The organism is Streptomyces sp. NPDC019531 (assembly GCF_044903305.1).
Taxonomy (GTDB): Bacteria; Actinomycetota; Actinomycetes; order Streptomycetales; family Streptomycetaceae; genus Streptomyces.
In genome coordinates, this window is record NZ_JBJDQL010000002.1 from 289,516 (window position 1) to 311,826 (window position 22,311).

At 69.6% G+C, this 22,311-nt stretch carries 16 protein-coding genes and 1 pseudogene; 12 read left to right on the forward strand and 5 right to left on the reverse strand.

Annotation, left to right across the window (positions count from 1 at the left end; all coding sequences use genetic code 11):
• The first annotated feature begins 8 nt into the window (after positions 1–8).
• Positions 9–215 (forward strand): DUF6191 domain-containing protein, encoded by a 207-nt coding sequence (locus ACI2L1_RS03465; RefSeq protein WP_404737643.1) that lies wholly within the window; start codon positions 9–11, stop codon positions 213–215.
• Here the strand turns inward: ACI2L1_RS03465 and ACI2L1_RS03470 are convergent.
• Positions 208–1,386 carry a PQQ-dependent sugar dehydrogenase gene (locus tag ACI2L1_RS03470; RefSeq protein WP_404737644.1) on the reverse strand — a complete coding sequence of 393 codons (1,179 nt, stop codon included), beginning with the start codon at positions 1,384–1,386 and terminating at the stop codon, positions 208–210. The two genes, ACI2L1_RS03465 and ACI2L1_RS03470, sit on opposite strands and share 8 nt — an antisense overlap.
• Before the next feature lie 527 nt (positions 1,387–1,913).
• Positions 1,914–2,912: an aldo/keto reductase gene (locus tag ACI2L1_RS03475; protein ID WP_404737645.1), complete on the reverse strand. Its 999-nt coding sequence runs from the start codon at positions 2,910–2,912 to the stop codon at positions 1,914–1,916.
• Positions 2,913–2,986: 74 nt separating this feature from the next.
• Between ACI2L1_RS03475 and ACI2L1_RS03480 the strand changes: the two genes are divergently transcribed.
• From ACI2L1_RS03480 to serA, 6 genes are all read left to right on the forward strand, one after another.
• The gene (locus ACI2L1_RS03480; protein WP_404737646.1) at positions 2,987–3,949 is read left to right on the forward strand and encodes a 2-hydroxyacid dehydrogenase; all 963 of its coding nucleotides are present in this window, start codon (positions 2,987–2,989) and stop codon (positions 3,947–3,949) included.
• 420 nt (positions 3,950–4,369) lie between these two features.
• The gene (locus tag ACI2L1_RS03485) at positions 4,370–7,357 is read left to right on the forward strand and encodes an EAL domain-containing protein (RefSeq protein WP_404737647.1); all 2,988 of its coding nucleotides are present in this window, start codon (positions 4,370–4,372) and stop codon (positions 7,355–7,357) included.
• Positions 7,358–7,601: 244 nt separating this feature from the next.
• Entirely contained in the window at positions 7,602–9,446 is a 1,845-nt protein-coding gene (locus ACI2L1_RS03490) for an acetolactate synthase large subunit (RefSeq protein ID WP_404737648.1), read from the forward strand.
• Positions 9,447–9,479: 33 nt separating this feature from the next.
• Positions 9,480–10,007, forward strand: a complete 528-nt coding sequence (ilvN, locus tag ACI2L1_RS03495; RefSeq protein ID WP_069766166.1) for an acetolactate synthase small subunit — start codon at positions 9,480–9,482, stop codon at positions 10,005–10,007.
• A gap of 136 nt (positions 10,008–10,143) precedes the next feature.
• Entirely contained in the window at positions 10,144–11,142 is a 999-nt protein-coding gene (gene ilvC, locus ACI2L1_RS03500) for a ketol-acid reductoisomerase (RefSeq protein ID WP_030942878.1), read from the forward strand.
• Between the two features lie 262 nt (positions 11,143–11,404).
• Positions 11,405–12,994, forward strand: coding sequence for a phosphoglycerate dehydrogenase (gene serA, locus ACI2L1_RS03505; RefSeq protein WP_362663400.1), 1,590 nt, complete (start codon positions 11,405–11,407; stop codon positions 12,992–12,994).
• Between the two features lie 66 nt (positions 12,995–13,060).
• Here the strand turns inward: serA and ACI2L1_RS03510 are convergent.
• Positions 13,061–14,395, reverse strand: a pseudogene (locus ACI2L1_RS03510) (MFS transporter); the annotation flags it as partial.
• A gap of 4 nt (positions 14,396–14,399) precedes the next feature.
• On the opposite strand from ACI2L1_RS03510, the gene ACI2L1_RS03515 reads away from it, so the two are divergent.
• Positions 14,400–14,768 (forward strand): TetR family transcriptional regulator C-terminal domain-containing protein, encoded by a 369-nt coding sequence (locus tag ACI2L1_RS03515; RefSeq protein ID WP_404737649.1) that lies wholly within the window; start codon positions 14,400–14,402, stop codon positions 14,766–14,768.
• Between the two features lie 37 nt (positions 14,769–14,805).
• Here the strand turns inward: ACI2L1_RS03515 and ACI2L1_RS03520 are convergent, their stop codons facing one another.
• The gene (locus tag ACI2L1_RS03520) at positions 14,806–16,074 is read right to left on the reverse strand and encodes a PucR family transcriptional regulator (RefSeq protein ID WP_404737650.1); all 1,269 of its coding nucleotides are present in this window, start codon (positions 16,072–16,074) and stop codon (positions 14,806–14,808) included.
• A gap of 107 nt (positions 16,075–16,181) precedes the next feature.
• Here ACI2L1_RS03520 and ACI2L1_RS03525 point away from each other — a divergent pair, with 107 nt between their 5' ends.
• The 3 genes from ACI2L1_RS03525 (at position 16,182) to ACI2L1_RS03535 (ending at position 19,346) form a co-directional block, all read left to right on the forward strand.
• On the forward strand, positions 16,182–17,108 hold the full coding sequence (locus ACI2L1_RS03525) for a proline dehydrogenase family protein (RefSeq protein WP_404737651.1): 927 nt from the start codon (positions 16,182–16,184) through the stop codon (positions 17,106–17,108).
• Positions 17,109–17,282: 174 nt separating this feature from the next.
• Positions 17,283–18,914, forward strand: coding sequence for an L-glutamate gamma-semialdehyde dehydrogenase (pruA, locus tag ACI2L1_RS03530; protein ID WP_404737652.1), 1,632 nt, complete (start codon positions 17,283–17,285; stop codon positions 18,912–18,914).
• Positions 18,915–19,214: 300 nt separating this feature from the next.
• The gene (locus ACI2L1_RS03535) at positions 19,215–19,346 is read left to right on the forward strand and encodes a hypothetical protein (RefSeq protein ID WP_404737653.1); all 132 of its coding nucleotides are present in this window, start codon (positions 19,215–19,217) and stop codon (positions 19,344–19,346) included.
• Positions 19,347–19,400: 54 nt separating this feature from the next.
• On the opposite strand, the gene ACI2L1_RS03540 is transcribed toward ACI2L1_RS03535, so the two are convergent.
• Entirely contained in the window at positions 19,401–20,951 is a 1,551-nt protein-coding gene (locus tag ACI2L1_RS03540) for a purple acid phosphatase family protein (RefSeq protein WP_404737654.1), read from the reverse strand.
• A gap of 142 nt (positions 20,952–21,093) precedes the next feature.
• On the opposite strand from ACI2L1_RS03540, the gene ACI2L1_RS03545 reads away from it, so the two are divergent.
• On the forward strand, positions 21,094–22,137 hold the full coding sequence (locus ACI2L1_RS03545; protein ID WP_404737655.1) for a 3-isopropylmalate dehydrogenase: 1,044 nt from the start codon (positions 21,094–21,096) through the stop codon (positions 22,135–22,137).
• Positions 22,138–22,311 lie beyond the last annotated feature (174 nt).

The following is a 22,311-nucleotide window of genomic DNA, read 5'->3' on the forward strand; positions in this document are numbered from 1 at the left end:
GAGGCCGCATGTTCAACATGTTCGAGGAACTGTTCGCACCCGGCCGCAAACACACCCACGACGAGCAGAAACGGCTGGAGCTGACCCGTGAGGACGTCGGTGACGGCGATCCCGGACGCGGGCCGATAGACCTCACGTCCGGGAAGGTCGTCGTCCGTCTGCCCAGGCCGGACGAGGACCAGGACGAGGACGAAGAAGAGCGCCCGGCTAGCTGACCTGTATCTCCAGGATCTTGTCGTCGCCGTCCTTGGGGCTGCCGCGGCCGTCGGTGTTGCTGGTGACGAGCCACAGCTTGTCGCCGCCCGCGGAGACCACAGTGCGCAGCCGGCCGTACTCGCCCGTCAGGAAGGCCTGCGGGTCGGCGGAGGCCTCTGTGCCCTTCAGGGGGATGCGCCACAGACGCTGGCCCTTCAGTCCGGCCATCCAGATGGAGCCCTCGGCGTAGGCGATGCCGCTGGGGGAGGCGTCGTCGGTGTGCCACTGGTCTATCGGATTCTGGAACTTGTTGCCGTCGGACTTGCCCTCGGCGTCCGGCCAGCCGTAGTTGCCGCCTGGCTTGATCGCGTTCAGTTCGTCCCAGGTGTCCTGGCCGAACTCCGAGGCGAACAGACGCTGTTTGGAGTCCCAGGCGAGTCCCTGCACATTGCGGTGGCCGTAGGAGTACACGGGGGAGTCCGGGAACGGGTTGCCCGAGGCCGGGTCGCCCTCCGGCGTCAGGCGCAGGATCTTGCCGCCCAGGGACTTGGTGTCCTGTGACAGACCGGTGTTGCCGCTCTCGCCCGTGCCCGCGTAGAGCATGCCGTCCGGGCCGAACGCTATCCGGCCGCCGTTGTGGATGTAGCCCTTCGGGATGCCCTTGAAGACGGTGTCGGGGGCGCCCAGTTGCTCGCCGGACTCCTTCTGCTCGTCATAGACCATCCGCACGATGCGGTTGTCCGAGGCCGAGGTGAAGTAGGCGTACACCATGTGGTCGGAGGCGTAGTCCGGGGACAGGGCGATGCCCAGGAGGCCGCCCTCGCCGGCCGCGGAGACCCCGGACACCCGGCCCAGCTCCGTCTTCTTCCCCGTCTGCCCGTCGACCCGGAGGATCGCGCCCTCGTCCCGAGAGGAGACCAGCAGGTCGCCGTCGGGAAGCGGGGCGAGGCCCCACGGGGTCTTGAGGTCCTCGGCGACCGTGCGCAGCACCTTCACCGAGCCCTTCGCCGGCGGGGTGGCCTCGGCGGCTTGCTGGGTGGGGGAGGACCCCGAGGCCGTACTGCTCGACGAGGCGCTGTCACCGCCGCCCGGAGAGTCATTCCCTCCTCCGCCGTCGGAGGAGCAGCCGGCCGTCAGCAGGAGCGTGGTCGCGGCCAACACGGCCGTCACAGCTCGACGATGCACGATCATGGTCCCTTCGAAGCGGCGGGTTCTACCTGTCATACACCGCTCGCGCCTCACAGGTTCCCGATCTCCCGGACCCGATGCGTGGAGGGGCGGCCGTGATGAGGAGACCCGGGGTACGGCAGGGCCGACCGAGCCGAGGGTGCTGGTCGTGTGGGGCGGGCCGGCTGTGCCCGGGCAGCCCTGTGGAGTGGGGCGGCTGTGATCGGGGCGGGCCGTGCGGAGAGGGATGGACGTGCGGAGGAGGGCGGGCCGTGCGGCGGGGGGACGGCCGCGCGGAGAAGGTTGGCCATGCTGAGAGGGCTTGGTCGTGGGGTGGAGCGGCCGTGGCGAGGGTCAGCCATGCGGCGGGGCCGGCTGTGGGAGTGGTCGTGTGGAGGGGGTGAACTGTGATCGGGGCTGGTGGTGTGGGGCGGGTTGGCTGTGACCGATGCCGTCGTGGGAAAGGGGTCCGCTGTGACTCGGCCGGCCATGCGGAGGGACCGGCCGCCGATCACGGTTCGTCGAAGAGGGCGCGTCGGGGCCAGACCCCGTCAGTCCCAGGACCCCCGCGCCGCCGGCAGTTCCGCCACCTCCGTGAGGTCCTGTTCGGTCAGGCGCAGCGCGGTCGCCGCCGCGTTGTCCGTCGCCCACCGCTCCTGCTTGGTACCCGGGACAGGGACCACATGGTCGCCCTGCGCCAGCAGCCACGCCAGCGCCACCTGGGCCGGGGAGACCCCTTTGCCGTGTCGGGACGCGATGCGGCGCAGGCCGGAGACGATCGGCTGGTTCGCGGCCATCATCTCGGCGGTGAAGCGGGGGTGGCGGGCGCGGACGTCGTCCGGCTCGAAACCCTCGCCGGGGGTGAGGGTGCCGGTCAGAAAGCCGTTGCCGAGGGGCATCGCCGCCAGGAAGCCGATGCCGCGCGCAGCGCACCACGGCAGCAGCGTCTCCAGCGCCTCCGGCGACCACACCGACAGCTCCGCCTCCACCGCGCTCACCGGGAAGACCTGCTGGATCCGCCGCAACTGCCGAATCGTCGCGTCGTAGAGCCGGGTCCCGGAGCGGCGGCCGCCCCTCGCTCCCATCGCGCACAGCCCCAACGACCGTACCTTTCCGGCCTGTACGAGCTCCGCCATCGCGCCCCAGGTCTCCTCGACCGGGACCTCGGGATCCTCACGGTGCAGTTGGTAGAGGTCGATCACGTCGGTCTGGAGCCGCCGCAGCGACGCGTCGCAGGCCCGTCTCACATAGCCGGGGCGGCCGTTGGCCACGATGTGCTGCTCGCCCACCAGCAGCCCGACCTTCGTGGACACGAACGCGTCCTCGCGCCGCTCCTTCAACACCCGCCCCAGTAACAGCTCGTTGGTGAACGGGCCGTACATGTCGGCCGTGTCCAGCAGCGACGAGCCCAGATCGAGCGCCCGGTGCACGGTCCTGAGCGACTCGTCGCCCCGCTGCCGCGACCCGCTGTAGGCCCAGCTCATCGGCATGCATCCGAGTCCGACGGCTCCCACCGTGAGCGCCGCCGCGCCGATCGTCCTGCGCTCCACCTGCCCGTGACCCTCCCTCTTCCGGCCCCCAACCTAACCTCTGGGCTTCCGGACGCCTGACATAGCCTCCTGGCATGACTGCTGATGTGTGGCTTCCCATCCCGCCGGACGAGATCGCAGGGCTCCCACCAGGGCCCGACTATCTGTTCTGGGACGGGGGCGACGACGGCGACCAGGAGTTCCCCGGTGACCCGGCGGACTGCGCCGTCTACGTCGTGCCGTACATGAAGCGGCAACCGGTGAAGGTCCGGCCGCTGCCGCACATGGCCAACCTCCGGCTCGTTCAGACGCTCACGGCCGGTGTCGACGACGTCCTGGCGCGACTGTCGGACATAGTGCCGGGTGTGTCGCTGTGCAACGCGCGCGGTGTGCACGAGGCCAGCACCGCCGAGCTCGCCCTCGCCCTGACCCTCGCCTCGCTGCGCGGCATCCCCCAGTTCGTCCGCGCCCAGCAACAACAGGCCTGGCAGAGCGCGTTCCATCCCGCGCTCGCCGACAAGAACGTCCTTGTCGTCGGCTACGGCTCGATCGGCTCGGCCATCGAGGACCGGCTCGTGCCCTTCGAGGTGGCGCGGGTGGCGCGCGTCGCGCGCTCCGCGCGCACCACGGAGCGCGGGCCCGTGCACGCGTTCACGGAACTGCCCGCCCTGCTCCCGGAGGCGGACGTGGTCATCCTGTCCACACCGCTGAACGACACCACCCGCGGCCTGGCGAACGCCGACTTCCTCGCCCGCATGAAGGACGGCGCCCTCCTCGTGAACGTCGCCCGCGGCCCCGTCGTCGACACCAAGGCGCTGCTCACCGAACTGGAGACCGGCCGCATCACCGCGGCCCTCGACGTCACCGATCCCGAACCGCTGCCCGAGGGGCACCCGTTGTGGCAGGCGCCGGGTGTGCTCATCAGTCCCCATGTCGGAGGACCTTCCTCAGCGTTCCTGCCGCGCGCCAAGCGTCTGTTGGTGGATCAACTGAACCGTTTCGTGAACCAGGAGCCCCTGCGCAACGTGATCCTTACGACGGGTTCCCCCAACTCGTAGGTCCGCGGAGTAGCAGGCGTGTAATCCGTTTCCGGCACCCTCCGCGACCTTCCGGACGCGTTCCGTGCCCACAACTCCGCTGGTCGTCACGGAGCGTAGAGGAACTATGTCCCTGAGTGACGGGACTGGTGTATCGTCCCGACAGGGGCTGCGCCGCGCACCGTTCGGCGCCGGGGATGAACATTTCGGACTGTGAGGGGGGCGACGGGCGATGCACGGCCTATGGACGAGCGATCCGACGCGGCGGGGCCGTCGGCGGCGACCCTGGCACACAGCCGCGCGCAGACGCGGTCACCACGCCGCCGGTCACGGCGGCCATCACAGCCACCACCACCGCAGGCACAGCAGCCGCAGGAGGCATGCGCACCCGGCGCACCCGGACCCCCGGGACCCCGGAGCGGCGCGGACCGGGAGGGCCCGGTGAGCTCGCCCCCGTCTCCCACGACCACCCTCGACGGAGCGCTGCGGGCCCGGCCCGCGCGCGGGGCACTGCCCTCCCGGCCGCCGGCCTCCCGTGGCGGGTCGAGCATGGTCCACCAACTCCTCCTCGCCCTGGTGTGCGCGGCGTACGCCATCGGTTCCGCGCTCGGCTGGGGCTCGCGCGAAGCCGCCCTGATCATGGGCGACTTCGGACTGAGCGCCGCGGCGGGCACCGCCGCAGTGTCCTGCTTCGTCTACGCCCGCACCCGCCGGGCCCGCTTTCGACCCGCCTGGCTGCTGTTCGCGCTCTCCTCGACCATGGCGTCCATCGGCAACCTGATCTGGGGGTGGTACGAGGTCGTCCTGAGCCGGGACGTGCCCAACCCCAGCTACGCCGACCTGTTCTTCCTCTGCTTCGCGCCGCCCGCCATCGTGGGTCTCCTGGTCCTCGCCAAGCGCCCGGTGACGAAGGCGGGCTGGGTCTGTCTCAGCCTCGACGCCTGGCTGATCGGCGGCTCGCTGCTCACGCTCTCGTGGAGCCTCGCCCTCGCCCAGGCGGCGAAGTCCGAGGGACCGAGCGTCGCGCACATCGCGCTGTCACTGGCGTATCCGTTGATGGACATCGCCCTCGTCAGCATGGTGCTCGCGCTGCACTTCCGGCGCTCGGCGGTCAACCGCACCGCGGTGAACACCGTGATCGGCGCGCTCGCCCTGACCGTGATGTGCGACGCCCTGTTCACCTCACCGCTGCTCCACAACAACTACCGCTCGGGCCAGTTGCTGGACGCGGGCTGGTTCGCCGGCTCCCTGCTCCTCGCCTACGCGCCCTGGGCCACACCGCGCCACCCCGAAGGTGTCCGGCAGCATCCGGCCGGGCACACGCGTGTGGTGCACGAGCACCTGCCCAGGCCGCGCGTCGGGGGGCACCACCACGTCCCGGAGCAGGGCGGTGACCGCGGCCGCTATCCGGCCACCCGGCCGATCACCGGGTCGCTGGCCGCCCTCACGCCCTATCTCGCCGCCGCGGTCTGCACCCTGGGGATCCTCTACAACGTCCTCAACGGCCGCAGCGTGGACCGCGTGGTGCTGCTCACCGGTGGCACCGTCGTGCTGGCGCTCGTGGTGCGCCAGGGCATCATGCTGCTCGACAACATCATCCTCACCCAGGAACTCGCTCAGCAGGAGAACCACTTCCGCTCCCTGGTGCAGGGTTCAAGCGACGTCATCATGATCGCCGCCCCCAACGGCATGCTCCGGTACGTCTCCCCGGCCGCGGGCGGGGTCTACGGCCGCTCCGCCGAGGAGCTCGTGGGCACGGAACTGGCCGGTCTCATCCACCCGGAGGATCTGGGCTGCGTGGTGCACGAGGTGCGTCGCTTCCTGGCCGCCAGCCCTCTCGAAGAACCCACCACTCGCATCGAGTGCCGTTTCCGGTCCGGCGACGGCGGTTGGCTCAATGTCGAGTCCACCGTCAACCGCCACCACGGCGGCCTCATCTTCAACAGCCGGGACGTGACCGAAAGAGTGCGCCTGCAGGCGCAGCTCCAGCACAACGCCGAGCACGACCCGCTGACCGACCTGCCCAACCGCGCCCTGTTCACCCGGCGTGTCCAGCAGGCGCTGTCCGGCCGCCGTTCCTCCGACCGCGGCACGGCCGTCCTCTTCATCGACCTCGACGGCTTCAAGGCCGTCAATGACACGATCGGGCACCAGGCCGGGGACGAGCTGCTCGTCCAGGCCGCCCGCAGACTGCAGGACGCGGTCCGGCACGGGGACACCGCCTCCCGGCTCGGCGGTGACGAGTTCGCCGCCCTGATCGTCGGAGACGGCACCCGCGACCGCACCGCCCGCGAAGGCCACATCCTGGAGCTCGCCGACCGCCTCAGGATCACGCTCTCGCAGCCGTACCTCATCGACAGCCACGATGTCCGGGTCGCCGCCTCCATCGGCGTCGCCTTCGCCGAACCCGGCCTCGGGGCGGGCGAGCTCCTGCGCAACGCGGACCTCGCGATGTACCGGGCCAAGGCGGGCGGCAAGGGCCGCGTCGAGCTGTACGCACCCCAGATGCAGCAGGACGTCGTACGGAAGGCGGAGCTGGCCACACGCCTGCGTGCCGCGCTGCACGACGGCGAGTTCGCCCTGCTGCACCAGCCCGTGGTCTGTCTGGAGGACGGCCGGATCACCTCGGTCACCGCCGAGGCGCGCTGGCGCTCCTCCCAGGGGGTGCTGTTCACGCCGGCCGAGTTCCTGCGGGTGGCCGAGGACAGTGACCGGACACAGGAGCTGGGGCGCTGGATCCTGGAGGAGGCCGTCGAGCAGGCCGCCGAGCGGGTCGCGAGCGGGCTCAGCGTGCCGGTGGCGGTGCGGATGAGCGCCCAGCGGCTGCTGGACCGCTCGCTGCCGCTGGGCTCCGTCGAGGCGCTGCTGACGAGGCACGGGCTGCCGTCGGGCTCGCTGCTCATCGAGCTCTCCGACACCGATCCCCAGGTCTCCCTGGACGAACTGGAGCGCAGACTGACGGCGATCCGGCGCGTCGGCGTCCGTATCGCCCTGGACGGGTTCGGCAGCGGTTTCGCGGCGATCACCGCACTGCGCAGACTGCCCGTCGACGTGCTGAAGCTCGACCGCGGTCTGGTCGAGGGCGTCGTGGAGTCCGCCAGACTGCACAAGATCACCAGCGGGCTGCTCAGAATCGCCGGAGATCTCGGGCTCCAGTCCGTGGCCGACGGCGTGGACCTGCCAGAGCAGGTGGTCGCCCTGCGCGCGATGGGCTGCACCCATGGACAGGGCATGGCCTTCTCGGGACCGCTCGACGAGTGCCGGCTGCGCCGGGCCCTGGCCTCGGGGCACTATCCGGTGCCGCACGGCCCCGCCGAACCCGTGTTCGCGGGCGGTGGTGCGGGGGCGTATACCAGTGGTGTGACAGCGATTCTCGGAGGCAGTACGGCCCTCCGCTCACATAATGAGACTCCCGTCCCACCCGCTTGACACCGGGTGCGTGCCGGGGGGAGGGTCAGTGCCATGCGCACCCGAATTCTCGTACTTGGAAAGCGCGTCGGCTGACGCTGAGCCCTCGATCGCTCAGCGACCCAACTCCGGCGCGCTCCCCTCGCTTGCCTCACGGCACGAGGGGTTTTTTGTTGCACAGGCACCTGTCGTACCGCAGCCGTACACCGCACAAACTTCGCGAAACCCCCAGCACAAAACCCTCAGCATCGAGAAGAGAATGACGATGACCGAGCAGGCCACCGGGGCCCATCCGCAGCCGCGGCCCCGATCCGGAGGACAGCAGTCCGCCCCCGAGCACGTCACGGGCGCGCAGTCCCTCATCCGCTCTCTCGAGGAGGTCGGCGCCGAGACGGTATTCGGTATCCCCGGCGGTGCCATCCTTCCGGCGTACGACCCGCTGATGGACTCCACCCGGGTGCGGCACGTCCTGGTCCGTCACGAGCAGGGTGCGGGCCACGCTGCCACCGGTTACGCGCAGGCCACCGGCAAGGTCGGCGTCTGCATGGCGACCTCGGGCCCCGGTGCCACCAACCTGGTCACCCCGATCGCGGACGCCCACATGGACTCGGTGCCGCTCGTGGCGATCACCGGCCAGGTGGCCTCCAAGGCGATCGGCACGGACGCCTTCCAGGAGGCGGACATCGTCGGCATCACCATGCCGATCACCAAGCACAACTTCCTCGTCACCAAGGCCGAGGACATCCCGCGGGTCATCGCGCAGGCCTTCCACATCGCCTCCACGGGGCGTCCCGGCCCGGTCCTGGTCGACATCGCGAAGGACGCCCTCCAGGCGAAGACGACGTTCTCCTGGCCGCCGGCCATGGACCTGCCCGGCTACCGCCCGGTGACCAAGCCGCACGCCAAGCAGATCCGCGAGGGCGCCAAGCTGATCACCCAGGCCAAGCGGCCCGTCCTCTACGTCGGCGGCGGAGTCATCAAGTCCGGCGCCACCGCCGAACTGAAGGTCCTCGCGGAACTCACCGGAGCTCCCGTCACCACCACCCTGATGGGGCTCGGCGCATTCCCCGACAGCCACCCGCTGCACGTGGGAATGCCGGGCATGCACGGTGCGGTCACCGCCGTCACCGCGCTGCAGAAGGCCGACCTGATCGTCGCCCTCGGTACCCGCTTCGACGACCGCGTCACCGGCAAGCTGGACAGCTTCGCCCCGCACGCCAAGATCGTCCACGCCGACATCGACCCAGCAGAGATCGGCAAGAACCGCGCCGCCGACGTGCCGATCGTCGGGGACGCCCGCGAGGTCATCGCCGACCTGGTCCAGGCCGTCCAGAAGGAGCACAGCGAGGGCCACCAGGGCGACTACAGCGCCTGGTGGAAGGACCTGAACCGCTGGCGCGAGACCTACCCGCTCGGCTACGACCTGCCCGCCGACGGCTCGCTCTCCCCGCAGCAGGTCATCGAGCGGATCGGGCAGCTCGCCCCCGAGGGCACGATCTTCGCGGCGGGCGTCGGCCAGCACCAGATGTGGTCCGCGCACTTCATCCAGTACGAGAAGCCCGCCACCTGGCTGAACTCCGGCGGCGCCGGAACCATGGGCTACGCGGTCCCGGCCGCCATGGGCGCCAAGGCCGGAGCTCCGGGCAACACGGTCTGGGCGATCGACGGCGACGGCTGCTTCCAGATGACCAACCAGGAACTGACCACCTGCGCCCTGAACAACATCCCGATCAAGGTCGCCATCATCAACAACGGCGCCCTCGGGATGGTCCGCCAGTGGCAGACCCTCTTCTACAACCAGCGCTACTCCAACACCGTGCTGCACAGCGGTCCCGAGGACATCAACCCGGACGCCAAGGGCACGCGCGTGCCGGACTTCGTGAAGCTGTCCGAGGCCATGGGCTGTGTGGGCCTGCGCTGCGAGCGCCCGGAGGACCTGGACAAGGTCATCGAAGAGGCGAACTCCATCAACGACCGCCCCGTCGTCGTCGACTTCATCGTCCACGAGGACGCGATGGTGTGGCCGATGGTCGCCGCCGGCACCTCCAACGACGAGATCATGGCCGCCCGGGACGTCCGCCCCGACTTCGGCGACAACGAAGACGACTGAGCGAGACAGACGCAGAGAGAGACGTAAAAGATCATGTCCAAGCACACGCTCTCCGTCCTGGTGGAGAACACCCCGGGCATCCTCGCCCGGATCGCCGCCCTGTTCTCCCGCCGCGGCTTCAACATCGACTCGCTCGCGGTCGGTGTCACCGAGCACCCCGAGATCTCCCGGATCACCATCGTGGTCACCGTGGTCGAGGAACTGCCGCTGGAGCAGGTGACCAAGCAGCTCAACAAGCTCGTCAACGTGCTGAAGATCGTCGAACTGGAGCCGGGTTCCGCGGTTCAGCGTGAACTCGTTCTGGTGAAGGTGCGCGCCGACAACGAGACGCGCTCCCAGATCGTCGAGATCGTCCAGCTGTTCCGCGCCAAGACCGTCGACGTCTCCCCGGAGGCCGTCACCATCGAGGCCACGGGCAGCGGCGAGAAGCTGTCCGCGATGCTGAAGATGCTGGAGCCGTTCGGCATCAAGGAGCTCGTCCAGTCCGGCACGATCGCGATCGGCCGCGGTGCCCGTTCGATCACGGACCGCTCGCTGCGCGCCCTCGACCGCAGCGCGTAAGACTGTACGCACGCGTACGGCTGTAGTGGGTGTACGGGCGGTCGTCGGCCGCCCGTATACCGAGACCCCGGAACTTCATCTCAGCCCGCCGTCATACGGTGGGACGCAACACCTGCACACAAGGAGAGAACCCAAAGTGGCCGAGCTGTTCTACGACGCCGACGCCGACCTGTCCATCATCCAGGGCCGCAAGGTCGCGGTCATCGGTTACGGCAGCCAGGGCCACGCCCACGCGCTGTCGCTCCGTGACTCGGGTGTCGACGTCCGTGTCGGTCTGCACGAGGGCTCCAAGTCCAAGGCGAAGGCCGAGGAGCAGGGCCTGCGCGTGGTGACGCCGTCCGAGGCGGCCGCCGAGGCCGACGTCATCATGATCCTGGTGCCGGACCCGATCCAGGCCCAGGTCTACGAGGAGTCCATCAAGGACAACCTCAAGGACGGCGACGCGCTGTTCTTCGGCCACGGCCTGAACATCCGCTTCGACTTCATCAAGCCCCCGGCGAACGTCGACGTGTGCATGGTCGCCCCCAAGGGCCCGGGCCACCTCGTCCGCCGCCAGTACGAGGAGGGCCGCGGCGTTCCGTGTATCGCGGCCGTCGAGCAGGACGCGACCGGCAACGCCTTCGCGCTCGCGCTGTCGTACGCCAAGGGCATCGGCGGCACCCGCGCCGGCGTCATCAAGACGACCTTCACCGAGGAGACCGAGACCGACCTGTTCGGTGAGCAGGCCGTTCTGTGCGGTGGTACGGCCGCGCTGGTCAAGGCCGGTTTCGAGACGCTGACCGAGGCCGGTTACCAGCCGGAGATCGCGTACTTCGAGTGCCTGCACGAGCTGAAGCTGATCGTCGACCTCATGTACGAGGGCGGCCTGGAGAAGATGCGCTGGTCGATCTCCGAGACCGCCGAGTGGGGCGACTACGTCACCGGCCCGCGGATCATCACGGACGCCACCAAGGCCGAGATGAAGAAGGTCCTCGCCGAGATCCAGGACGGCACCTTCGCGCGTGAGTGGATGGCCGAGTACCACGGCGGTCTGAAGAAGTACAACGAGTACAAGACCGCGGACTCCGAGCACCTGCTGGAGACCACGGGCAAGCAGCTCCGCAAGCTGATGTCGTGGGTCGACGAAGAGGCGTGACCTTCTGGTCCCGTGGCGGCACCCTCGGCTGGGGGCGCCGCCACGGGGCTCTGCCCCGGATCCCGCTCCTCAATCGCCGTAAGGGCTGGATTTCGTTCGGGTGATCCTTCCGCGGAGGCGTAAGACGACCTCCACCGCGCCACTACACTGGCGCACAACATACGCGTCAGGCCCACAACGTCGTGCGTCTTCCACGCGGCTAGCCCCTCCACCGCCTGCGGCCGTCGGGACGGCCGTCCGCATTGGACTTGTGAGGACTCACGTGAGCTCGAAACCTGTCGTACTCATCGCTGAAGAGCTGTCGCCCGCGACTGTGGACGCGCTTGGTCCGGACTTCGAGATCCGGCACTGCAACGGCGCGGACCGCGCTGAGCTGCTGCCCGCCATCGCCGAGGTCGACGCGATCCTGATCCGCTCCGCCACCAAGGTGGACGCCGAGGCGATCGCCGCCGCGAACAAACTGAAGGTCGTCGCACGAGCCGGCGTCGGCCTGGACAACGTCGACGTCTCCGCCGCCACCAAGGCCGGCGTGATGGTCGTCAACGCCCCCACCTCGAACATCGTGACCGCCGCCGAACTGGCCTGCGGTCTCCTCGTCGCCACCGCCCGCCACATCCCGCAGGCCAACGCCGCGCTGAAGAACGGCGAGTGGAAGCGCAGCAAGTACACGGGTGTGGAGCTGGCCGAGAAGACCCTCGGTGTCGTGGGTCTGGGACGGATCGGTGCGCTGGTCGCGCAGCGCATGTCCGGGTTCGGCATGAAGGTCGTCGCCTACGACCCCTACATCCAGCCCGCCCGTGCCGCGCAGATGGGCGTCAAGGTGCTGTCCCTGGACGAGCTGCTCGAGGTCTCCGACTTCATCACCGTCCACCTGCCCAAGACCCCCGAGACCGTCGGTCTCATCGGCGACGAGGCGCTGCGCAAGGTCAAGCCGAGCGTGCGGATCGTCAACGCCGCGCGCGGCGGCATCGTCGACGAGGAGGCGCTGTACTCGGCGCTGAAGGAGGGTCGCGTCGCCGGTGCCGGTCTCGACGTGTACGCGAAGGAGCCCTGCACGGACTCCCCGCTCTTCGAGTTCGACCAGGTCGTCGCCACCCCGCACCTCGGCGCTTCCACCGACGAGGCCCAGGAGAAGGCCGGTATCGCCGTCGCCCGCTCGGTGCGGCTCGCCCTCGCCGGTGAGCTGGTCCCGGACGCGGTGAACGTCCAGGGCGGTGTCATCGCCGAGGATGTCAAGCCGGGCCTGCCCCTCGCCGAGCGCCTCGGCCGGATCTTCACCGCGCTCGCCGGTGAGGTGGCCGTACGGCTTGACGTCGAGGTGTACGGCGAGATCACCCAGCACGACGTGAAGGTGCTGGAGCTCAGCGCCCTCAAGGGTGTCTTCGAGGATGTCGTCGACGAGACCGTGTCGTACGTCAACGCCCCGCTGTTCGCGCAGGAGCGTGGCGTCGAGGTGCGGTTGACGACCAGCTCGGAGTCGAGCGACCACCGCAACGTCGTCACCGTGCGCGGCACGCTCGGCAACGGCGAGGAGGTGTCGGTCTCCGGCACGCTGGCCGGGCCCAAGCACCTCCAGAAGATCGTGGCCGTCGGTGAGTACGACGTCGACCTCGCGCTCGCCGACCACATGGTCGTCCTCAACTACGAGGACCGGCCCGGTGTCGTCGGTACGGTGGGGCGGATCTTCGGTGAGGCCGGGATCAACATCGCGGGTATGCAGGTGTCTCGGGCCGTTGCGGGCGGTGAGGCGCTGGCCGTCCTGACTGTGGATGACACGGTTCCCGCCGGAGTGCTGACCGAGGTGGCCGAGGAGATCGGGGCGACGTCCGCGCGCGCGGTGAACCTGGTCTGAGGTTGCCGTGGGTTCTGGGGGCTGCCGCCCCCAGGCCCCCGCTTCGGCCCTGAAGGGGCCTCGTCCTCAAACGCCGGACGGGCTGAGTAGGTCAGCCCATCCGGCGTTTTGTGTGCTCGGTGCTAGAGCGAGAGCTTCTTCGGCTCCCGAGTCTCCTCTCGCACCGTCACCCCCCCGCAGCGTCACCGCCGCCAGCCCCGCCGCCCCCGCGATCGCCGCCCCCTGCATCCCGCTGGTGAACGCCTCCCTGGCCGTCGTCGCCAGGCCCGGGAACCGGTCGGACACCGCCAGCGCGCCGCCCAGCGTCTCGCGCGCCACATCCGGTGCCGAACCCGGCATCTCGTGGCGGTAGACCGCCGTACCGATCGAGCCGAGGACCGCCATGCCCAGCGCGCCGCCGAACTCGGTGCCGGTCTCCAGCAGGGAGGATGCCGCCCGCGCGTTCGACCGGGGCCGCGCCCAGGGCGAGGTCCGTCATCTGGGAGATGACCATGACGATTCCGGAGGCGAGGACGGCGCAGGCGGTCAGGACCAGCCACATCGAGTCCGTACCGGCGAGTACGAGAAGGCCGTATCCGCACGCCGCGATCGCGAAGCCCGACGTCACGACGTGGGCGCGGTTGACGCCCTTCTGGACCAGTGAGGTCGTCACCGGGGCGACCATGCCGATCGGCACCGAGGGCAGCAGCGCCCACAGGGCCGCCTCCAGGGCACTCTTGCCGAGGACGGACTGGAGGTACTGCGTGGTGAAGACGGCCGAGCCCATCATCCCGAACGCGGAGACGAGGTTGAGGACGACCGCGGGGGCGAAGCCGTGGGCGCGGAACAGGGCCGGCGAGATCATCGGGTTCGCGGTCGTGCGCTGGCGGTGGACGAACAGGGCCGCGAAGAGCAGACCGACGGTGATCGAGACGACGTAACGGACGTTCCAGCCCTCGGAGGGGATCTCCTTCAGGCCGTACACGACGGGCAGTACCGCGGCCATCGACAGGGGGACGCTCGGCCAGTCGAAGCGGCCGGGGGCCGGGTCGCGCGACTCCGGCAGCAGGAGCGGGCCGAGGACCAGCAGGAGCGCCATCGCGGGCAGGTTGACCAGGAACACCGAGCCCCACCAGAAGTACTCGACCAGGACACCGCTCATCACCGAGCCGAGCGCATGCCGGCCGTCATCATGCCGGACCACATGCCGATCGCCTTGGCGCGCTGGCCGGGGTCGGTGAACATCGTGCGGATCAGCGCCATCGTCGACGGCATCAGGGTCGCGCCGCCGATGCCGAGGACCGCGCGGGCCGCGATCAGGGTCCCGGCGCTGTTCGCGTAGGCGGCGATCAGGGATGCGGTGCCGAAGGCGGCCGCGCCGATCAACAGGAGCTTGCGGCGGCCGATGCGGTCGCCTATGCGCGCCATGGCGACACCTCCCGGATCGCTGCAGCGCTTCCAGGAGGTGTGGACGCACATCGTCGGCGCGGTCAGTGAGTCGCGGGCGATCTGGATGCTGAGCTTCGAACTGATCGTCCAGGGCGACCGGATGCCGGAGGTGCGCAGAATGCTCGTCGAGGCGGAGGAACAAGGCCGGTCGGGACTACTGCCCCTGTTCAACGGTGTCCCGGAGGAGGAGCAGGGCAAGGACGTCATCGACTCCGAGGGCCGCTTCTACCAGACCCTGCTCCAGGGGATCATGGTGCAGTGGCTCTTCAACCCGGAGATGGCGACGGACGCCGACCAGCTCACCGAAGGGCTGCGCCGGGTGATCGAGGGCGCCACGAAGGGCTGACGATCCGCCTGTTCCGCGTCTCCGGCACGCAACGGCCCTACAGCCGCGCCCCCTTGAGCACCATGTGCAGCAACAGGCGGTCCTCGCCGTCGTCCAGGTCCAGGCCGGTGAGTTGTTCGACGCGGGAAAGGCGGTAGTAGAGGGTCTGTCGGTGGATGCCCAACTGCGCGGCGGTGCGGCCGGCCTGGCCCGCGCAGTCGAGGTAGACCTCGGCGGTACGGGCGAGTTCGCGGTGGGCGGGGGAGAGGAGGGGGCGTACGGCGGGATCGTGGGCCGTCTCCGGGGGCAGCGCGGTCAGCAGACGGTACGGCCCGATGCGCGACCACTCCGCGACGGGCCCGAACCCCGCTTCCGCGAGGGCTGCCCGGGCCGCGGCCGACGCCTCCCGCCAGGCGAGGGCCAGCTCGGCGAGGCCCACACGCGCGGCGGCGATCCCGGCGGCCACGGCGCCCGGGTCCGCCGTACCACTGCTCGCGCGGCGCCCACCGCCTGACTCGCCCCCCTCCACACCGCGCGCCCGCTCCAGCAACCGGCCCGCCGCCGTGCTCGCCGGTGTCAGGGTGTCCGTCGCGCGAAGGCGTACCAGTACCGCGAGGGACTGGGACGAGGCGCCCCAGGGCACCGTGCACAGCGCCGTCGCGTGCGGGACCGTACGAGCCGAAGGGGCGTCGTCGGGATCGGACGACGGCCAGGGGGCGACGCACAGCACGGCGTACGGGCCGTCGCTGCGGGAGCCCAGTGCCGTGCGCAGGGCGGCCACCGCCATGTCGCCCTGCCAGCCGCGCTCGGCGGTCAGTACGGCCCTCAGCTCCCGGCTGAGGTCCGCCCCGTGCTGCGCCTCGTCCGCGAGCAGCGCGCCGATCCGGACCGTCACCCGCATCGCGGCGTCCAGCTGCCGGGCGGTCGGGCCGGGGTCGGAGTCCAGGAGCCAGACGTATCCGAGGACGACACCCCGATGGCGTACGGGGAGACAGATCCGCCCCCGGTACACCCCCGCCTCCGGGGTGGGCGGGATCCGCACCGGACCGCTCGCCCGTGTGATGCCGAAGCCCTCGAACCAGGTCCGGACCGTGGCCGTGGAGCGCCGGGTCAGGATCGAGCGGGTGCGCACGGGGTCCAGCGCCGATGGATCGAGATCGCCCTCACTGTCGTACGCACCGAAGGCGATCAGCTCGAAGTCGCGGTTCTCCAGGGTCGCCGGGGCGCCGAGGAGCTCCGAGATCTCGTCGACCAGCTCCTGGTAATCACCTTTGTATTCGGACGTCACCCGGGCATTCTCCCGCAATTCCGCAGTCGCTTCATACATCTGTCTGAGATCTGCGGCACGGATGCGTGACAGCTGTCGATGGCCGACGATCGGAGGGATCCTTAGGTTTCACGGTGGTTCTATCTGCTGGTTTGTGGAGGTGCCCCGTGCTGGGTCCCGTGATTCTTGCCGCGTCGCGCAGCGACCGGATACGACGTCTGATCTCGGCGGCCCCGGTGACCAAGCAGGTCGTCGACCGCTTCATCCCGGGCGAGAGCGTCGACGACGTCGTGCCGATCATCAAGGACCTCACCGGCCGCGGCCTGGAGCTGACGATGGATGTCGTCGGCGAGGACATCACCACCCCCGAGCAGGCAGGCGCCGCCCGCGACGCCTATCTGGCGCTGGTCGACCGGCTGCGCGACCTCGGCCTCGGCGAGCGGGTCGAGATGTCCGTCAAGCTGTCGATGTTCGGCCAGGCCCTCGACCACGGCCACGAGCTGGCGCTGGCCAACGTCCGCCCGGTCGTCGAGGCCGCCGCCGCCATCGGTACGACCGTCACGCTCGACGCCGAGGACCACACCACCCTCGACTCGATGTTCGCCATCCACGAGGAACTGCGGAAGGACTTCCCGCAGACCGGCTGCGTCATCCAGGCCTACCTCTTCCGCACCGAGGCCGACGCCCGTCGGCTCGCCGAGGCGGGCAGTCGGGTGCGGCTGGTGAAGGGTGCGTACAAGGAGCCCGCGGAAGTCGCCTACCAGCAGAAACACGAGATCGACAAGGCGTTCGTCCGGGTGCTGCGCATCCTCATGGAGGGCGAGGGCTACCCGATGGTCGGCTCCCACGACCCGCGCCTGATCTCCATCGCCCAGGAACTCGCCCGGCAGGCCGGCCGCAAGCCCGACGAGTACGAGTTCCAGATGCTCTACGGCATCCGCGGCGACGAACACCTGCGCCTGGCCGCCGAGGGCCACCGCATGCGCGTCTACACGGCCTACGGCACCGACTGGTACGGCTACTTCATGCGGCGGCTGGCGGAGAAGCCGGCGAATCTGCGGTTTTTCGCCCGCAGTTTGATCACCCGAGGTTGAGAAGTGACGTACACGCGAAGGCTTTTCTGCCGGGGGTCCGGGGGTTGTCCCCCGGGAAGGCGCAGCATGCGGCGGCTGGCGGAGAAGCCGGCGAATGTGCGCTTCTTCGCCCGCAGTTTGATCAGCAAGGGCTGAGCCCGAACACCCGCTCAAGTTCAAGGAGCTACGGAACCCATGGACGCTGTGACCCAGGTCCCCACCCCCGTCAACGAGCCGGTGCACGGCTATGCCCCCGGTTCGCCCGAGCGGGCCCGGCTGGAGGCGAAGCTCAAGGAGCTGGCCGAGAACCCGGTCGACCTGCCCATGACCATCGGCGGCGAGAAGCGCCTCGGCGGCGGCGAGGCCTTCCAGGTCGTGCAGCCGCACAACCACAAGGCGGTGCTCGGCACTTACCGCAACGCCACCCAGCAGGACGCCCAGGACGCCATCGACGCGGCCCTCGCCGCCGCGCCCGCCTGGCGCGCGATGTCCTTCGACGACCGCGCCGCGATCATCCTGCGCGCCGCCGAACTGCTCTCAGGACCCTGGCGCGAGACGCTCGCCGCGTCCACCATGCTCGGGCAGTCCAAGACCGCCCAGCAGGCCGAGATCGACACGCCCTGCGAGCTGATCGACTTCTGGCGCTTCAACGTCAAGTACGCCCGTGACCTGCTCGCCGAGCAGCCGCCGGCCAACGCCCCCGGCGTCTGGAACCGCCTCGACCACCGCCCCCTTGAGGGCTTCGTCTACGCGATCACGCCGTTCAACTTCACGGCGATCGCGGGCAACCTGCCGACCGCGCCCGCGCTGATGGGCAACGTCGTCGTGTGGAAGCCGTCCCCGACGCAGACCCACGCCGCCGTGCTGCTGATGCGGCTCCTTGAGGAGGCGGGGCTGCCCAAGGGCGTCATCAACCTCGTCACCGGCGACGGCATCGAGGTCTCCAAGGTCGCCCTGGAGCACCGGGACCTCGCGGGCATCCACTTCACCGGCTCGACGAAGACCTTCCAGCACCTGTGGAAGACGGTCGGCGCCAACATCGAGAAGTACCGCACCTACCCGCGCCTGGTCGGCGAGACGGGCGGCAAGGACTTCGTGGTGGCCCACCCCAGCGCCGACCGCGCGATCCTCAAGACCGCCCTGACCCGCGGTGCCTTCGAGTACCAGGGCCAGAAGTGCAGCGCGACCTCCCGGGCGTACGTCCCCGCGTCGATCTGGAACAGCGGCTTCCGCGAGGAGTTCGCCGCCGAGGTCGACGGCATCGCGATGGGCGACGTCACCGATCTGTCGAACTTCATCGGGGCGGTCATCGACGAGCGCGCGTTCGCCAAGAACAAAGCGGCGATCGACCGCGCCCAGTCGGACCCCGCCTGCACGATCGTCGCGGGCGGCTCCTACGACGACTCGGTCGGTTACTTCGTCCGTCCGACCGTCGTCGAGTGCACGGACCCGGCCAACGAGGTCTTCACGACCGAGTACTTCGGTCCGTTCCTCGCGGTGTACGTCTACGAGGACGAGAAGTACGACGACATGCTGACCCAGATGGAGTCGGCGTCCGACTACGCCCTGACCGGCTCGGTGATCTCGTCCGACCGCGCGGCGGCGGCGTACACGATGGAGAAGCTGCGCTACGCGGCCGGCAACTTCTACGTCAACGACAAGTCCACCGGCGCCGTCGTCGGCCAGCAGCCCTTCGGTGGCGGCCGCGCCTCCGGCACCAACGACAAGGCCGGCGCCCCGCAGAACCTCCAGCGCTGGACCCTGACCCGCGCCATCAAGGAGACGCTGGTCCCGCCGACCGACTATCCGTACCCGCACATGGGCTGACGGCGCCTGTCAGTCATCTTGAGGGGCCGGGCTGTTGCCCGGCCCCTCAGCGTTTCGACGAAACCGCAGGTCAGCGCGGTGTGACCCACTCCACCGTCTCAGATAGTAGGAAGTCCGAGTAATTGTGGAGACAGACCGGCCGTCCTCCCTTAGCTTTGTAGAAGCCGAACGTCTCGCTCGATCAAGCGAATGGCGGTCGTGAGCCGGGCCCCGTGCAGGCAACCCCTGCGGCCCGCCGCTCCCCGCCCCTTCCGGCGTCTCGTTGTCCCCTTCCCATGAATTCGAAGGAGTCGATTTCTCATGGCCGAGACGACCGCCCGCGGTCGAGTCCGTCACATCTCCCGTACGAGCGAGTCCGACCGCAAGAACGCCGCCGCCGCTCTGCAGCGCGCCCTCGACCGCCGTGACAACGGCGGCTCGACCGGACACTGACGTAACCGTTCCCAAGCCGGGAGCCGCACCCGGACGAGGTGTGGCGCGGGCCCGTCAGGCCCCGCGCCACACCTCGAACCGATCGATGCGCTCCCCGTTCTGCGCCAGCGCGGACACCGTCAGCCGCGGCCGCGACCCGCTCTCCGCCTCCACCGAGAGCAGCGAGAACCCGCGGTAGCGCACCCGCGACCACTCCACCGTCTCCTTCAGGGTCTGCTTCGACTTCGTCCACTGGAAGGTCTCGACGGACTCTTGGTCGTGCACGCGCCCCTCGTAGCTCTCCTTCACACCCGCGGGGAAGCCGTACAGGTCACGGCCTCCTCCGCCCGCCGTGACGTACACGATCCCGTCCCGCGTGGGATCCGTGGCGCCGCCGACCGGCACCGACCGGCCGATCCTGCCCTCACGGATCGCATCCGTCCGCTCGTACACGTGGTTGTGCCCATTGATCACCAGGTCCACCTGGTGCTTCTCGAACAGCGGCAGCCACTGCGCGCGCACCCCGCCGTCGGAGGCGTGCGAGGACGTCGAATACGCGCAGTGGTGGAAGTAGACGACGACGAAGTCGATCCCCTTCGTCGCTCGCAGCTCACCCAGCCTCTTGTCCAGCCACTTCGTCTGCTTCCCGTCGGTGTAGCCGAAGTTGGCCTGGATCTCGTACGACACGTCGTTCGCGTCCAGCGCCACCACGCCGACGTTGCCGTACGCGAAGGAGTACACGCCCGGTGCCGAGCGGGGGTCGAAGCCGCTGTCGGGGAGGGTCCAGCGGGCGAGCTGGCCGCCGTAGCCGTCGGGGGAGTACCAGGCCTCCATGTCGTGGTTGCCGGTCGTCACCATCCACGGCACGCTCCGCGCGACCTCCTCGTTCTGCTTGAGGAACAGATCCCAGAAGCCCGGGTCGTAGCCGTCGGACTTCAGGCCCTGCCCGTTGCTGTCGGCGTAGCAGATGTCGCCGGCGTGGAGGTGGAAGGCGGGGTTCTGGCGCAGCAGGAGGTTGTCGTTGGCGGCCGCGGCGGTGCCGACCCCCTGGTCGCCGAAGGCGGTGAAGACGAACTTCTCCGGGCTCGCCGGGGCCGTACGGAACTCACTGATGGTCGCGCGCTGCTTCGCGTTAGCCGGGTCGAAGCCGTCGTGGCCGACGCCGTAGTAGTACGTCGTGCCGGGACGCAGTCCGTCCAGGGCCGCGTGCAGGTAGTACTGGTCGAGCGCGAGGCGTACGCCGGTCTGCCCGGGGGTGTGCAGATCGCGGAGCTCGGCCTCGATCTTCCGGCTCAGGTCGTCGGGCTTCAGGCCGACGCGGACGTACGGCTTCTTCACCGCGAGCGGCACCTGCCAGGAGACCCGCATCTGTGTCTTCGGGTCGGCGCCGAAGGCGAGATGGCGGCCGAAGGGGGAGACGGCGGAGCCGTGCACGGTGGCCGTGGGGGAGGGGGTGGCGGTGGACGTCCCCTCGGTGGAACAGCCCGTCAGCAGCCCGCCGGCCACCGCGCCCGCGGTCACCAGCGTGCGGCGCCGGGACAGCTTCGTCCGCAGGTACTCGTGCTGCTCGGCCATGCTCATCCGGCGCGCGAGGTGGGGCGGAATGCCGAAATCGGGAAGGTCCATGACGATGAAGTTCCCAGCGGACCCCAACGCCCGCCATACCTACGGGTGAACGCCAGTCGAAGGGCTGACGCCCGGTCCCGCTCTCATGTCCGTATCGCGGACAGGCCGTGTCATCCCATGGGACGCGGAGTAGGGTTCCCGCATGTCTCGCAGCATCAATCTCGCAGTGATTCCCGGTGACGGCATCGGCCAGGAGGTCGTGGCCGAAGGTCTGAAGGTCCTCTCCGCCGTCCTTCCGCAGGATGTGAAGCTGGAGACCAAGGAGTACGACTTCGGCGCCAAGCGCTACCACGCGACCGGTGAGACCCTCACCGACGCCGACGTGGACGCGCTGAAGCAGCACGACGCGATCCTCCTCGGTGCGATCGGCGACCCGAGCGTCCCGTCCGGCGTCCTGGAGCGCGGCTTCCTGCTCAAGCTCCGCTTCCTCTTCGACCACCACGTCAACCTGCGGCCGTCGAAGCTGCTGCCCGGTGTGGAGACGCCCCTGAAGGGCGAGCCCGCCATCGACTTCGTGGTCGTCCGCGAGGGCACCGAGGGCCCGTACACCGGCAACGGCGGCACCATCCGCAAGGGCACCCCGCACGAGGTCGCCACCGAGGTCTCCGTCAACACGGCCTTCGGTGTCGAGCGTGTCGTGCGTGACGCGTTCGCCCGCGCCCAGGCCCGTCCCCGCAAGAAGCTCACGCTGGTCCACAAGAACAACGTGCTCTCCTTCGCGGGTCACCTGTGGACGAACGTCTTCAACAAGGTGGCCGAGGAGTTCCCCGAGGTCACCACCGACTACATCCACGTGGACGCGGCCACCATCTACCTGGTCACCGACCCGGCCCGCTTCGACGTGATCGTCACCGACAACCTCTTCGGCGACATCATCACCGACCTCGCCGCGGCCGTCTCCGGCGGCATCGGCGTCGCCGCGAGCGGCAACATCAACCCCTCCGGCGAGTTCCCGTCGATGTTCGAGCCGGTCCACGGCTCCGCGCCCGACATCGCGGGCCAGGGCAAGGCCGACCCCACCGCCACGGTCCTGTCCGTCGCGCTGCTCCTGCGCCACCTCGGCTTCGAGGCCCAGGCCGCCCGGATCGACGAGGCGGTCTCCGCCGACCTCGCCGAGCGCACCGGCAAGCCCGCCCGCAGCACGTCGGCGATCGGCGACGCGCTGGCCGTACGAGTAGCCGGCTGACCGGGCGGGCCACTCGAAAAGCATTCGAAGCCGCCGGGTCACTCGCACCCGGCGGCTTTCGCATGTCCCCCGCCGGGTGTCACCATCATCCCCTGGGTCGCATTTCACGCCGTTTTCTTCCTCGGCTCCCCGCTTGCGATAATCGAACGCGGAGCCGCGGAATGAGGGAATGCT

What these genes read in the sequence shown, in the direction of transcription:
- ACI2L1_RS03545 (WP_404737655.1), top strand. Translation starts at nt 21,094, where the DNA reads ATGTCTCGCAGCATCAATCTCGCAGTGATTCCCGGTGACGGCATCGGC.
- ilvN (WP_069766166.1), top strand. Translation starts at nt 9,480, where the DNA reads ATGTCCAAGCACACGCTCTCCGTCCTGGTGGAGAACACCCCGGGCATC.
- ACI2L1_RS03535 (WP_404737653.1), top strand. Translation starts at nt 19,215, where the DNA reads ATGGCCGAGACGACCGCCCGCGGTCGAGTCCGTCACATCTCCCGTACG.
- pruA (WP_404737652.1), top strand. Translation starts at nt 17,283, where the DNA reads ATGGACGCTGTGACCCAGGTCCCCACCCCCGTCAACGAGCCGGTGCAC.
- ACI2L1_RS03515 (WP_404737649.1), top strand. Translation starts at nt 14,400, where the DNA reads ATGGCGACACCTCCCGGATCGCTGCAGCGCTTCCAGGAGGTGTGGACG.
- ACI2L1_RS03465 (WP_404737643.1), top strand. Translation starts at nt 9, where the DNA reads ATGTTCAACATGTTCGAGGAACTGTTCGCACCCGGCCGCAAACACACC.
- ACI2L1_RS03520 (WP_404737650.1), bottom strand. Translation starts at nt 16,074, where the DNA reads ATGTATGAAGCGACTGCGGAATTGCGGGAGAATGCCCGGGTGACGTCC.
- ACI2L1_RS03480 (WP_404737646.1), top strand. Translation starts at nt 2,987, where the DNA reads ATGACTGCTGATGTGTGGCTTCCCATCCCGCCGGACGAGATCGCAGGG.
- ACI2L1_RS03470 (WP_404737644.1), bottom strand. Translation starts at nt 1,386, where the DNA reads ATGATCGTGCATCGTCGAGCTGTGACGGCCGTGTTGGCCGCGACCACG.
- ACI2L1_RS03540 (WP_404737654.1), bottom strand. Translation starts at nt 20,951, where the DNA reads ATGGACCTTCCCGATTTCGGCATTCCGCCCCACCTCGCGCGCCGGATG.
- ACI2L1_RS03490 (WP_404737648.1), top strand. Translation starts at nt 7,602, where the DNA reads ATGACCGAGCAGGCCACCGGGGCCCATCCGCAGCCGCGGCCCCGATCC.